General features: G+C 59.9%; 15 protein-coding genes. 1 reads left to right on the top strand and 14 read right to left on the bottom strand.

Annotated features, from left to right (window positions below; translation table 11 throughout):
* A partial coding sequence (locus tag VMX79_09400) for a hypothetical protein (GenBank protein HUV87316.1) occupies positions 1-280 on the top strand: 280 nt, incomplete at its 5' end.
* A gap of 7 nt (positions 281-287) precedes the next feature.
* On the opposite strand, the gene VMX79_09395 is transcribed toward VMX79_09400, so the two are convergent.
* The 14 genes from VMX79_09395 to VMX79_09330 all read right to left on the bottom strand — a co-directional run.
* Complete coding sequence (locus VMX79_09395) at positions 288-998, bottom strand: hypothetical protein (protein ID HUV87315.1); 711 nt, start codon at positions 996-998, stop codon at positions 288-290.
* A gap of 36 nt (positions 999-1034) precedes the next feature.
* The gene (locus tag VMX79_09390) at positions 1035-1868 is read right to left on the bottom strand and encodes a hypothetical protein (protein ID HUV87314.1); all 834 of its coding nucleotides are present in this window, start codon (positions 1866-1868) and stop codon (positions 1035-1037) included.
* A gap of 33 nt (positions 1869-1901) precedes the next feature.
* Entirely contained in the window at positions 1902-2525 is a 624-nt protein-coding gene (locus VMX79_09385; protein HUV87313.1) for a hypothetical protein, read from the bottom strand.
* 18 nt (positions 2526-2543) lie between these two features.
* Positions 2544-3695, bottom strand: a complete 1152-nt coding sequence (locus VMX79_09380) for a DUF6754 domain-containing protein (GenBank protein HUV87312.1) — start codon at positions 3693-3695, stop codon at positions 2544-2546.
* A 23-nt stretch (positions 3696-3718) separates the two neighbouring features.
* Positions 3719-4855, bottom strand: coding sequence for a hypothetical protein (locus VMX79_09375; GenBank protein ID HUV87311.1), 1137 nt, complete (start codon positions 4853-4855; stop codon positions 3719-3721).
* An 80-nt stretch (positions 4856-4935) separates the two neighbouring features.
* Positions 4936-5628 carry a DUF6134 family protein gene (locus tag VMX79_09370; protein ID HUV87310.1) on the bottom strand — a complete coding sequence of 231 codons (693 nt, stop codon included), beginning with the start codon at positions 5626-5628 and terminating at the stop codon, positions 4936-4938.
* A gap of 16 nt (positions 5629-5644) precedes the next feature.
* Positions 5645-7477 carry a glutamate mutase L gene (locus VMX79_09365; protein ID HUV87309.1) on the bottom strand — a complete coding sequence of 611 codons (1833 nt, stop codon included), beginning with the start codon at positions 7475-7477 and terminating at the stop codon, positions 5645-5647.
* A gap of 21 nt (positions 7478-7498) precedes the next feature.
* Positions 7499-9040, bottom strand: coding sequence for a DNA methyltransferase (locus tag VMX79_09360; protein ID HUV87308.1), 1542 nt, complete (start codon positions 9038-9040; stop codon positions 7499-7501).
* Positions 9041-9054: 14 nt separating this feature from the next.
* Positions 9055-9411 (bottom strand): hypothetical protein, encoded by a 357-nt coding sequence (locus VMX79_09355; GenBank protein HUV87307.1) that lies wholly within the window; start codon positions 9409-9411, stop codon positions 9055-9057.
* Between the two features lie 55 nt (positions 9412-9466).
* Positions 9467-10183, bottom strand: coding sequence for a hypothetical protein (locus tag VMX79_09350; protein ID HUV87306.1), 717 nt, complete (start codon positions 10181-10183; stop codon positions 9467-9469).
* Between the two features lie 42 nt (positions 10184-10225).
* Positions 10226-11086 carry a hypothetical protein gene (locus tag VMX79_09345; GenBank protein ID HUV87305.1) on the bottom strand — a complete coding sequence of 287 codons (861 nt, stop codon included), beginning with the start codon at positions 11084-11086 and terminating at the stop codon, positions 10226-10228.
* Between the two features lie 43 nt (positions 11087-11129).
* Complete coding sequence (locus VMX79_09340; protein HUV87304.1) at positions 11130-11774, bottom strand: hypothetical protein; 645 nt, start codon at positions 11772-11774, stop codon at positions 11130-11132.
* A gap of 52 nt (positions 11775-11826) precedes the next feature.
* Positions 11827-13002 carry a DUF6754 domain-containing protein gene (locus tag VMX79_09335; protein HUV87303.1) on the bottom strand — a complete coding sequence of 392 codons (1176 nt, stop codon included), beginning with the start codon at positions 13000-13002 and terminating at the stop codon, positions 11827-11829.
* Between the two features lie 259 nt (positions 13003-13261).
* The coding region (locus VMX79_09330; GenBank protein ID HUV87302.1) for a hypothetical protein at positions 13262-13544 on the bottom strand (283 nt) is incomplete at its 5' end.

Here is a 13544-nt window from a genome sequence, read left to right as displayed (position 1 = left end):
CGCGAAGGCCGCGGCCTGCGCCAGCGTCTGGAAGAAGATGCCGCCGTTGGCCAGCAGCGGCACGTGCAGCGCGAAGCCGGCCAGCGACGCGCCGAAGAATATAAACGTCAGCAGGAAGGCGAACGATGCCGCTCGAGCCGGCCGTCGGCGCCGCGAGCTCGTAGACGCCCGGGCCGAGGCCTATCGCCATCGCGAGCCAGCTCGCAAGGAGAAGGCCGGCGTAGGCAATCGCCAGGCCGCCGGCCCATCTAAAATAAGTGCGGTAACGCTCCATAATTAATACGGCGTCAACTTATTACGCCCAGCCAGTCGCGGAGGAGGAACTGGAGGCGACCGATGAGCAAGCTCACGCGCGCCATAACGGTGTAGCCGAAGGACGCGCCGAAGCCGATCATCAGAAAGACGATGCCTATCTTCGCGACGCCGCCGACGAAACCCTTGTGCTCCTTGGAGAAGAAGAAGTACGTCAGCGTGCAGATGACGCCGAGTATCATCAGCGGGCCGGACACCGCCAGGAGTATCTTGCCCCACCCCGGGTCGCTGAAGAAGCTGCCGATGAGGGCGACGGAGAACACCGGGTTGTTCCCTTTCATAAACGTGCCGTATATCTGGGCGAGGATGTAGGCCTGCATATAGCCGGTGATGGTTAACCCCTGAAAGGCGCCGAAGTAGAAGCCTATGGCCCACCGGCTCATCCAGGCGATTTTGGGAATCAACCTCGTCAGGATGATGAGGCCCAGAATCCCCGGCACCAGCGCCGCGAGGTCCCCGGTGAAGCCGCCGCCGGAAAACAGCGTCCCGAAGCCGTTTTTAAGCGGCGTCAGGAGGTTGGGGACGACCAGGTTCCAGAAGTATATGACGAAGAAGTACCCGGCCGAGACGCCTACCAGCAGGTGCTCCGCGAATTTATAGAACGGATTGTCCTTGTACAGGAACGAATAAATGCAGAGCGTAAGAATCGCGGCGATCCAGATCCAAATATCGGTCGATATGTGCATAACGTATCCTCCGCGCGGGAGGGCGAAAAGCCGCCCTTACGCCGCCTCGCGCTTCTTCGCCCGCTGGACGAAGAGAAAGGCGATGTTGCCCAGTAATATCATTAGGACTACGAAGAGGTGGACGATGGTTTGCGCGTCCATACCCTTGAGGCCGTCGTCGGGCCGGTTGATCAATTTCTCGTACTCCGCCGCGCCCTTCAGGCCGCCGATGAGGCCGACGAGCTGGCCGGTCTGAAGGTAGGGGTAGTAGTCCGCCGCCATAACCGCCGTCACGCCCGCGGCCAGCTTCTGGCCGTAACGCTCGTGGGCGAAAGCCACCCACGCGTCCGGGTACGTCGAGCCGGACATCGTAATAACCAGGCCGATGTCGTTGTAATTCTTGACCTTCTTCATCAACGGAATCTCGTCGATGGGGGTGTTGAAGTAATCCGCCGGGAAACTAACGTGGAAGTCTTGGCCGATCGAAAGGATGACGGCCGACGAACCCACCTTGTATCCTAGGAAGACGTAATCTTCGCCGTATACCGCGCCCACCTCTTTCGAAATCCGGTCGGATATTTCGAGCGCCAGGCCCGGGCCGCCCGGGTGGAGGACCGTTATGATGACCGGGAGGTCGCGGGCGAAGCAGTGCCGCAGGACCGCAATCGTCATCGGCGAAAGCTCGGGCTGGGTGGAGGGGTCGTAGTCGACCGAGACCAGGACCGGCGTCCCCGGCGCGAGCTCCTCGACGGCGTTGTAGACGTTCTCTACCGGCGGCGACGTCGTAACGGCGAGGCCCAGCGGCCAGACCAGCGGGATGATAACTCCCAGCGCCACGAGGATGAAAATGTAGCGGCGGTCGATATGGAGGAATTTTTCGTATACGTTCATCGCAAAACCTCCGCGCGCGGAGCCGACGTCGCTTTAGTCGCCGCCGCCCAACCACGAGCGTTCGATACCCAGGATAATTTTGAGCGCGGTCGAAATGGCGCCCAGGCCGATGCCGATCATAATGCCGCGCTTGGCCGCCATGTTCGGGTAATCCAGAATCCACTCCGCCAGGTCCGGCAGCCACCGGCCCACGATACCCTCGAGCGGCACCCGCCCCAGCATCACGATGACCGCGGCGACGAGGAGCAGGGTCGCCTCCACCGTCCGCGCCCGGAACGTTCGAAACGCGGCCGAGGCGATGTAGAACGCCAACAGCGAGAACATCGTCGCCTGCATCGGGATCTGGACGTAGTTGAACAGAACCATGAACGGGCTGTCGGCCTCGATGCCCCAGCCGAACCCGGTAATTAGCGAGGCGGAGATGCCGAACAGCGCGACTATGCTGTAAAGCCAGTCGCGCCGCCGGTGTTGAACCTTTTGGATGTGGAGTTTGACGAGGTTGCCTATCCCCAATATCATGGCGAAGGTGAGGACGATGATGAGCCACTTCAACATGTTGTCGAAGAGCCATTGCGAGTGGCGGTGCGGGATGAAGAACTGCACCGTCATGATAATTCCCATTATGAAACATATAGCGAGGGGTAATTCCCTACGCATAGATGCCTCCGGACACGGCTAACTTGCCGAGGTCTCGAACAGTTTCGCGAACCACAAGCCGAGGTCGGTTGAAATAATTAATAAAACCGTGCCGACGACCAGGGCCGCCATTATTACGGCCTTGGCCCAATCCTGCCCCTTGAGGCTTCCCAGGAACAGCGGGTCCCGGCCGAGGTAGGCCGTCGCGGCGTACAGCTCCTCGCCCATCAGCGTATAGTCGCAGGCCGTGATGAAGAACGGCAGCTGGGTAACGCGGTCCGTCCCGGCGATTTGAATCGCGCCGGTCTCGGCGCCGGTTTCCGCGAGGATGAGCGACTCGGCGAAGAACGCGCCCATGTAGAAGTTGGTCGCCGGCTTTTCGCGGAGCATGATGCCGTCCACCGCGGCCACGTACCCGAACTGCGATTGCGTGACGAAGAAGACCGAATCCTCGTCGAAGGCGTCCGGTTTGCCCATCTCGGTGTACGCCTGGCGCACTATCTCCTTCTCGACCATCATGACGATGGGGTCGTAGCAGGGGACGATGAGAGGCGTCTCGTATTCGGCCGTCTTCCGCGCCACCTTCCCCAGGATCGTCATCGCCGCGATAGTGGATATTTCGGAGGCGTCGGCGAGGCCCGAGACGAAGAGGATGGGTTTACCCATCTCCGTCGCCCGGCCTATGGCATCGTCCACCGCGTCCAAACCGGCTATCTTACGGACGAAGAGCTCGGCGCCGCCCCTGGCGCGGAATATAAAGAAAATTATGACGAAGCTGGTGAAGACGACGCCGACGAGGGCGTTGGTCCGGGCCGTGTTAAACCACTGGCCGGAGGCCGTAGCCTTCGATACCCCCAGGACCACGGGCGCGCCTTCACTCGTGAGGACGCGTACGCGGTATTCGTACGGCACGCCGTCTTCCGCCTCCTGGTCCTGGTGGACGACCTCGCCCGGTGGGATTTCGGCTATGGTGGCGAACACTTCCTCGCCCTCGGCGCGCCGTTGGACTTCGTACCCCTTGAAGCCCTCTTCTTTTTCCAGCGGCGACGCCAACCAGAATATTTCGACGGCGCCGCCGGCGTCGTTGGGGGCGTCGCGCGCGGTGACGGGAAGGCTCGGCTCCTCCGGCGCGGCCGCCGTGGCCGCCGCGGCCAGGGAAAGCGCGATAAAAATGCCCGTGAGTTTTTTCATAGACTTAATCCTTTGGCGTAAAATTAACGCCGGCCCGACTCGATTAGCTCGACGTTGGCGCGGGGGATGACGTCCTCGCCGCCGTCGTCGAACTTCACGCCGAGCACGCGGACTTTGGATTCGGAATCCAATACTTGCAGCTCCACCGGGAGCGACGTAACCTCGCCCAACTTGCCGAAATACGGTTCGCGGATGGCGCGGATGCGCGAGCCCACCTCCAGGTTGGACTCGTCTTCCTCTTCGGTGCCCACTTTGGCCATTATTTCGCCCGGGCGCGGGATTATTATCTCCGGCCTGATTACGCCCGCGCGGATCTGCGTGGCGCCGTTTATCGAGGCGTACACGCCCTCGCAGGAGGCCAGGAGGTCGAACGTGGCCTGGGCCATCGGCATATCGCCGAAGCCCTCCGTCACCACCAGCGTGATGCCCAGTTCCTCGTGGCCCGTAATCGCGACGCCGAGGTCGAAGCCCAGGAAGTCGCGGAGGTCGCGGTCGTGGAAGCCGCCGGCGATGAAGCCGACCGCGCCCACGGCGATGGCCCCTTTCAACGCCTCCGCGCTGGCGAGGCTGCCTCCCAGAATTACCTTGCCCTCGCACTCCGGGCCTATGTCTTCCGGCGCGAGAACGTCGCCCGGGCCGGAGGCGACGGTTTTCATCTCGCCGTGCGCCTCGCCGCCGATGCCGAAGATCCCCTGGACGAAGGTCCCGACGCACTCCACGTCCACGCCTTCGTCGCCGATGACGTCGACGACCTCGCCGTCGATGTAGGCCGTAACCGAGACCTCCATCGGCGGCTCGCGGACGATAACCTGGCCCGTGACGTCGGAGATGGTCTCGATCGTTCCTTTGACCGGCGACGCGGCCGTGGAGGTGAAGAGGCCGAAGAGCTGTTTCATCCGGGCGATGACCTGGTCCGCCTCGACCGCGTCTTTTTCCTTGACCAGCATGAACTTGGGAATGTCCTCGGGCGGCATGCCGAGCTTGTTGGCCACGTTCACCGTCTCGACGTTGCCCGGCAAGAAGGTACGCGCGACGACGTCCAGCGCGTGGACCTTGTCGCCTTTTTTAACCAGCACTTCCCCGGTGAGGGGCAGCCGCCGCTGTTTGCGTATCAGCGCCGTCTCGACTACTTTAAGGCCCGGGGTGTACGCGTGAGCCATAACGAACTCCTACTATATACTATATGCAGCCGGCCGGGGTTACGATGCCTGAGCCGGGTGTTTTCGGCGTGTTCCTTGAATCAAGGCCGGGCCGAGGCGGCGTCCGTCAGCTTCAGCGTAACCTTGCCCAGCGGCGTTTCGCCCTCGCGTTTGACCAGGGAGCCGTCCTCGGCGAACCAGAAGGTCGCGCCGCCGAACCCCCCCTTGGCCTGCAGGACCTTCGTCGCTACGCTCTCGCCCTTGGCCTCCAACGTCTGGTCCGCTACGTACTCCAACTTGGTTTTGCGGACCTTGCCGGCCTCGAGGTCGAGCGCTTGAACTTCGATTTTGCTTCCCGGCGCGGCGAGCTTGGCCAGCGCTTCCTCAACCTCGACCATACCGAAGGACGCCGCCGGGACTTGCAACGTTTCTACTTTTTCGCCCTTCGTTATGGCGAAGGAGAACCCCTGCGCCGTGCGGGTGGCTTTTGCCTGCGTCGTCTTGTCTTTATCGGTCACCGTCGACGCGTAGTAGACCAGCGAGCCGCCGCTGCGGTAGCGGTCCTCGGTCTGCATGAACGTGTATTGCCCCGCCTTGTCGCGGCGGGCTTCGGTCACCGCGGTAAACCTCTTGACCACGGCGCCGCTCAGGTTGGCGCTGCTTTCGACGACGTGGCAGTAACCCACGTGCTTTTCGCCGTCGTACACCGCGTACCACCAGTCGGCCGACGCCGACGCGGCGACTAAGGACGCGAGTATTAAAAGTGCGAACAACGAGCCGTAGCGGGAAGTCATGGCGTCGCCCCCTGATTCATGCGGCTTTACGCGAGCCGTGGTCGGGATAAACGTCCAGCGCGGCCAACCACCGTTGAAGGGCGTCGACGCGCGCCGTCTCGTCTTCGGGCAGCTCGAGCGGCCGGCCGCGGCAATCGAAGATGACTCCCGCTACGCCGCCCTCCAGCGTGGCGTCTATGCCTTGCCCTTTTCCGTGGCCGAGGTCGAAAGGCCGCACCGGCTCGAGCCGGGCCTTGACCCTCTCGTCCACCGCCAACGGCAGGCGAGCCATCTCGCCGTATTTTATCTCTTCTTCAACGTGGCCGCGCCCCGGCCAATCGGCCGTGATTTTCAAACAGGTCTGACCCTTTTTGCCGTTGCCCACCGGCGCCACGCACGAGCCCAGCCGCACCAGGCAGTCGCGCTCGAAGACCTGAGCCGCGGCGTCGGGCATCACGGTGGATAGGACGCCGAGCTGCGGCATCATGAATATGGAGTCCACCGTCAGGAACGTCACCGCCTCCGGGCGGAAGCCGTCGATGAGCATGAGCGCGGCCTGGACCCGCCGCGGCGCGTGCGACAGCGTTCCGCCCGAACCCACCAGCATGTCGAGCGTGAGCATATTGACCAGCGTCTCGCCGGTCATGGTCTGGGCGAAGGCGTCGGAGATGGTCCGCTCCTGCTGGATACCCTTCAGGCCCACGGCCAGCTCCTTGTGCTGGACGAAGGCCAGCCGGAGCGCCTCCCGGGCGATGGCCTGCTCGATGATGAGCTCGGTCAGCGTCTGCGGTATGGTGGTGGGCCGTATCATCTTGTTCCGGATGCGGTCGCGCAGGCCGCGCTCGTCGAGCTGCGATTTGGGGAAGGGGACCCACCGTATGATGTCCGGCAGGCCGGCCTCGGCCAGGACGTTGGAGATGGAGTAAGACATCCCCAGGTTGGCGGACACCGTGCGGTTGAAAACTTCGGAGAAGACGGAGAAGATGTCGGTCGTGGCGCCGCCGATGTCGACGCCGATGACCTCCAGCGCCTCCCGCTCCGCTATGGTCCGTATAATGGCCCCCACGGCCGCGGGGGTGGGCATTATGGGGACCGCGGTCCAGGACATCAGCTTGGAGTAACCCGGCGCCTGGGCCATGACGTGTTCCATAAAGAGGTTGTGGATTTCGTGGCGCGCCGGGCCCAGGTTCTCGCGTTCGAGCACGGGCCTAATATTGTCGACGATGTAGAGGGAAGTCTTTTTGCCCAGCGTTCCCTCGATATTGGGCCGCACCACTTTGTTGCCGGCGTAGATGACCGGGAGTTGGAAGCCGGCGCCGAAGCGCGGCTTGGGGTCCGCGGCGCCGATGAGCTCTGCCAGCTCGACGACGTGGCTTATGGTCCCGCCGTCGATGCCGCCCGAGAGCAGTATCATGTCCGGCCTAAGCCGCCGGATGGCCTCTATCTTCTGGTGGGGAAGGCGGCCGTCGTTGGACGCCAGCACGTCCATGACGATGGCGCCGGCGCCCAGGGCGGCGCGTTGAGCCGACTCCGCGGTCATCGTCTTGACGACGCCCGCGACCATCATCTGGAGGCCGCCGCCGGCGGAGGAGGTGGACATGTAGATGTCGGCGCCTTTATCCTCTCCCTCGGTGACCAGGACTTTGTCGTCCGCGATAAGTTTGCGGCCGGTCAGCTCCTCCACTTCGCCCACGGCGTTGAGGACGCCGCGGGTGACGTCTTCGGCCGGTTTCTCGACCGTGGTGGGGGCTTCGCCGCGTACCTGCAGGCGGTACTCGTCGCCCTCCTTTTTTATCAGGATGGCTTTAGTGGTGGTGCTGCCGCAGTCGGTGGCCAGTATGGTTTTTACGTTTTCCAGGTTCACGGTCATAGGATTAAACCTTAATAGTAGTTACTCGCCTTCGAACAACGAGGCGTTACCTTTCTTCTTGATGAATTTTAGGGCTTTTTTAAAACCAATATTCTGGCCGGATGGACCATCAACTTTTTTTCCGCTTAGTAGTTGGGTTATGGTAATTATCTGTAATCGGGGGAAAGAACCCCATTGCGATTTGTATATGCCGGCCGAAGCGGCTTCCGTTATCATTCCCTGGGACGGTTCTTCCAACGTAATTAAAACCCCGATCTTGGCTTCTTCTCGTTCTACCGTACCTTTTAAATCCCTTATATCCGACGGAGAAACGCCACCGCTTTTTACTGAGAAAATGATTTTAGTTATATCTTTTGGGTTTTCGGGATTTTCTATTAAGTTTATAAAGCCGTCTACCCCTTTATCCCCGGTTTTTACCGGCGACGGTAAGGCATCTACTAAGCTTAACGCCCAATTCTGGAACTGGAAACGTGACGTATTTGCTAAATGCCTAGCACTACCGTCGTCCTTCGGTTGGCCTATTTCTTCGAACTCGAGTGTTTCGCCGAATTCGTCTTTTAATCTCCTCTTTATTAAGTTAATCGCTAGGTACGTTATATCGATACCGACCCAAATCCGACCTAAACGTTCCGCGGCTACGACCGCCGTCCCGCAACCGCAAAAAGGGTCTAAGACTCTATCGCCTTCTTTTGAGGAAGCTTCTATTATCCGTTCAAGCAAAGCAACTGGTTTTTGCGTCGGGTAACTTAGCCTTTCCTTGGATTGGGAATGTAAATATTGGATATCTGTCCATACATCCGGTGCTATAGTTTCCCCTTGGGCGACGTACACAACGTTCCCGTATTTAGATAACTCGATTTTACCTTCTTTTACTAACGCTTCCACTTTATCTTTATCATAAACTAATAGCTGGAGTACTTTTTCGCCTTTAACGAATACCTTATTAACATTATACCCCTTTTCGATAACGGCGGCTTGGGATTCCGTCGGTTCAATGAAAACCTTATTAAAAGGGAAATCATCCGTCTTCGAATAAAAAAGTATTACGTCGTGCATCCGCTGATATCGCTTAGCGGCCGCCGTCCACCGCCGGTAATGCCAAATTATCTCGTTCTGGAAATATTTAGGGTTAAATATAGAGTCAAGAACGAGTTTAATGTAATGGCTTGCGGTAGGGTCGCAGTGTAGGTAAATCGCGCCGTCCTTTTTAAGAACCCTATATAATTCTTTTAATCTTACCGCCATCATTACAATGTAGGCCATCATTTCGTTCGAGCCTAAATAGCCACGCATTGTTTTTACTAAGTTCGATAAACCCGCCGGTCCCTTTTCTATCAATTCGGCATAAGTTTCTTCGGCCGTAATGTTCCATTTCCAAGTATCTTCGAATGCTTCTACCTGTGAAGGGGATGCGGTACCGTTCGCCTCGGCAAATAATACGTTGTACTTACGGCCGCTTTGGAATGGCGGGTCGAGGTATACGAGTTCTACGCTTTCGTCGGAGAAATAATCGCGTAGTATCTTTAAATTGTCCCCGTAATATAATTCGTTTCCGTAATCCACGCGTTAAGCCTTTTTCAGCTCCCTTTTCTCTTCCGCCGTTTCTTTTCCTCTTTCATCTCCGCTCGCCACTCCGCGTCGTAGCGCTCGATGGCGACCAGCAGGCGGTCGACGTTCTCGCGTTCCTCCAGCGCCAGCCGTACGTCGTTATAACCTCGCAGGTTGAATATCGACCGGACCAGCGGGTCGAAGAAGACCATTACTTGCGAGCCGATGAACGAGAGGGGTTTGGTGGACTCCAAAAAGAAAATGGCGGGCGCCGTCAGGTTGCGTTCGACGATGGCCCGCGAGATTTTCCCGATCAACTCGTCGCGCCGCTCGGGCGAGAGTTCGCCGTATTCGGGTTCGCTGGTTGCTTCGAAAAGGCGAGGCATAAGCGCGGATGCAAAGGCTTGCGGTGGGAGAGCCGGCTTTACGTTGCTCCTATCGTCACAACAATCCCAACGCGATGAGGGTTCCTTTTATCCAGTCGTTGATGAGGAATTCCATACGGCCTATGAGGAGCGAGATGCGGGCCATTACGGTATAGCCGAAGGCGGCGCCGAAGGAGATCATCAGGAACCAAATGCCCAGCCGCGCCGTTCCTCCCAGTAAGCCTTTATGTTCCTTCGAAAAATAGAAGTATACCAGCGCGCTCACGACGCCGACGATCAGAAGCGTGTTGGCTACCGAGGCCCCCCAGTCGAAATGCCACCCGGTGGCGGTTTCCGTTACGACGACGGGCGACAGGGTGATGGTTCCCCAGATTTGATAAATGCAGTTGGCCTGGAGGTATACGATGAACATCAGGCCGGCGCCCAACCCCACCGAGAACGCGATGCCGTACCGCGAGACCCACGCCACCTTGGGGAAGAAGCGGAACAACATCGTCACGCCGAGGAGGCCGGCGATTATGGTCAGCAGGCGGAAGTCCGGTTGGCCTTCCCGGATTAGCTTGGGGAAAGCGCCGTCGGCGCCGAAGAGGGGGTCGATGAGGTTCGGCACCAGCAGGTTGTGGAAGTTGTACGCGATCCAGAAACCGGCCGAGACGCCCACGAACAGGTATTCCGCGAACTTGTAAAACGGGTTGTCCTTATAGAGGAACGACAGGATAAACAGCGTCAGCAACGCCGCAATCCAGGTCCCGAATAACGTAAGGCCGTCCATGTTTGTGCCTCCGAAGGGGGAAACCCGCCGCCGGCTTCAGGCCTAAGCCGGCGGTCGAGCCGTCGGCCCTCCGCTCCCCTCGTCGCCTTGCTTGCGCAGTATAAAGTACGAGATGTTCGCGAATAGGATGAAGAGGATTATGACGACGTGCGCGATGGACTGCGCGTCCATACGGCTCGAAGCCTTGCCGGCGTACGCCGTCACGGTTTCGTATTCCGCGGCGCCCTTGAGGCCGCCCAACAGGCCGATAAGCTGGCCCGTTTGCAGGTAGGGGAAGAACTGCGGCGCGGATACCGCGGTGCAGCCGCCGGCCACCCTGCGCTGGTACAGCGCGTTGGCCACCCGCACCCACGCCGGGATTCCCGGGTCGCCGGCGGAGAGGGCCATAATGAGGTCGATATCCTTGAGGTTCCGGACCTCGGCCATAATGGGGAGGTCGGCCGTGGACGCGCCCGCCATATCCCTGGGGAATACTTTCGGGAACGACGCCCCCAGCGATTTTATGACGATGTCGCCCCCCGGCTTGTAGCCGAGGTTGACGTAGTCGCGGCCGTACTCGAGGTCGAACTCCTGCATAATTTCGCCCATGGCGCTCACGGCCAGCTGGGCGCCCTGCGGCCACAGCGCCATAATGATTACTTTATGTTTTTTGGCGAAACAGTGGTGGAGGAAGGCCAGCGCCATGGGGTGAACCTCAGGCGCCGCGGCCGGGTCGTAGTCGAACGCCACCAGGACGTTGGAACCCGCCGGCAGTTTTTCCACTTCTTCGTAGACGATTTTCGTCTGCGACGTCACTTTCACGCGCATGCCGAGCGGCACGAGGAGCGGGACCACGACGGACACGGCGATTACCAGGAAGATAATGCGGCGGTCTATATCGGCCAACCAACGAACGAATTTCATCGGCGACAACCTCCGGAAACCGGATGCGAACCGCTCGCCACGCCTATTCTTCTCCCAGGTACGACCGCTCGATGCCCAGTAGTATCCGCAGCGACGTCGAGACCACGCCCAACGACGCGCCTATAAGGATGGCGCGCTGGCCGGCGGTGTTGAAGATTTCCATTATTCTGTCTTTGAGCCAATCCGGCGTCAGGAAGACGAGCGAATGGGGCCACCACTCCGGTATCCAGATAGACCCTATGGGAACCTGTCCCAGCATTACGATGATGGCCGCAACGAGGAGAAGGGTGGCGTCTACGGCCCGCGCCCGGAAAGCGCGATACGCCGCGGAGGCGACGAAGAAGGCCAGGAGCGCGAACATGGTCGAGGACATGGGGAACATCAGGTAGTTGAACAACCAGTCGAAGACCGTCCCCTGGCCGATGCCCCAGAAGATCCCCGCGATCGCCATCGTGAAGAGGCCGACGATGAGGATTATGGAGTAGGGCCAATCGGCGCGGCGGTCGCGCACTTTCATGTAGTTCATACGGAGGAGGTTGAACGCCCCCACCAGGATCGCGAAGGCCACCACGACCAGGTACCAATTCTGGACCTGACTCGCGACGCTTCGTAGCGACGGAACGAAGAACTCGAGTATTATTATTACGCCCGCGACGAAGGCTACGATCATCGGTATTTCGCGCCGCATACCCGGCCTCCTTGCCGGAGAGCTTACGCGTGAAAAAGCCGCCGGAGAGCGGCTACTTCACCACAAAGAGTTGTTCCAGGGCGATGGACCGCCCGAAGATCTCGAAGCCGAATTGCGCCAGGAACGCCGTTATGACGCCGGCGATTATAAAGAACAATATGACCACTTTGCCCCAGTCCTGGCCTATCAGGCTTCCCAGGAGCCGGGGCTCGCGGCTGAGGTACGCGCTGGCCGCGAAGAGCTCCTCGCCGATGAGAGTGTAGTCGCAGGCCGCGATGAAGAACGGGAGCTGCGACGGCATGGCCGTGCCGGCTATCTGGATGGCGCCGATGGAGTGGCCGGTCTCGGCGAGGATGAGCGATTCCGCGTAGAACGTGCCCATGTAGAAGTTGGCGGCGGGCTTTTCGCGCACCATGATGCCGTCCACGCCGGCGACGAAGCCGAACTGGTCGTCGGTGAGGTAGCGGATGTTTTCGCGGTGGTACGCGTCGGGACGGCCCGCCTCCAGGTACGCTTCTTTAACGATCTCTTGCGCGGTGGACATCACCAGCGAGCGGGAACACGGCACGAGCAGGTTCGCGTCGTACTCCGCCACCATGGTGGCGACCCGCCCCAGAATGGTTACCGCGGCGATGGTTTGGATGTCGTCGATGTCGGCTATGCCCGGGACGTACAGAACGGGCTTGCCCATTTCGGTGGCGCGACCCACCGCTTCCTGCACCGCCTCCAGGCCCGCGATGCGCCGTATGAAGAGCTTCTTGCCGGCGCGGGCTTGCGAGATGTAATACAGCACGAAGGCCGAGAGCAGGACGGCGGCCACGAGCATGTTCAGGCGGTCCTTGTGGAACCACTGCGGCGCCGCTTTCACCGGCCCCACCGGCGCCGTATCGGTGCTCATCTTCTCGCCCCGTACGCGTACTTTGTAGAAGTACTCGACGCCGTTTTCGGCTTCTTCGTCCGTATGTTGATAGCTTTCTTTACCGGCTTCGACGTCGGCCAATTTCTTGTAGTCGCCCGCGGGGCGCTTGGCCCGCCAGACCTCGTAGCCGAGGACTTCCGCCTTGGCGTCGAGCTCGTCCGGCGACGGCTCCCACGTTAGGTCGATGGAGCCGCCGGCATCCACCGGGGTATCCGCCGCGGCCGCGTTCTCGGCGGTGCGAAGCGTTTGACCGTGCGCCGCGACGGCCAGAGCCGCAATTAACAATATAACGGCATAAGCCGATTTCATACCAAGCACCTCGAGCCCTTTGGAAGACGCGCTCGGCATTCCCGTTGCGAAAATAAGTGCGTCTACGTGCTTTACGATGTTTTTAGAAATTTATCACGGCGTCGTTACCGTGTCAAGAGTTAAAAAAGGGCGGTCACGGCCCCCGCCGGTACGCCCGGGCGACGCCGCCGGCGCGGCCCGGCCTCCCGCGACGGGCGCTCCTCCGAAATAGGAGTGTTATTACCACATAAAAATGGCACATAATTACCAAATATAAATGTCACAAGGGGGCCGCGGCGGCGAGTTTCCGATATAGTTTAAGGGACGGCATTTTATTTAAGTCGGGGTGGTAGGGCTTACGTTTGGAGAAGGAGGCGAGGAGGAGGTTTTGGTAGTAGAGGCGTATTTGGCGGTTGAGGAGTTGGCGGACTTCGACGGTGGCTTTGGCATAGGAGGCGCGGTAGGGGTTGGGAGGTATCTGGAGGATACGGCCGTGGAAGGAGATGGTGTTGTCGGCCTTGACGACGCGGAGCTCTTTAAGGGCACACACGGCGTCGAGGTCG

The organism is bacterium, from assembly GCA_035529855.1.
In the GTDB taxonomy this organism is placed as follows: domain Bacteria; phylum RBG-13-66-14; class B26-G2; order WVWN01; family WVWN01; genus WVWN01.
Note: the sequence above shows the minus strand (reverse complement) of the source record. Positions and strands in the feature narration are given on the sequence as shown.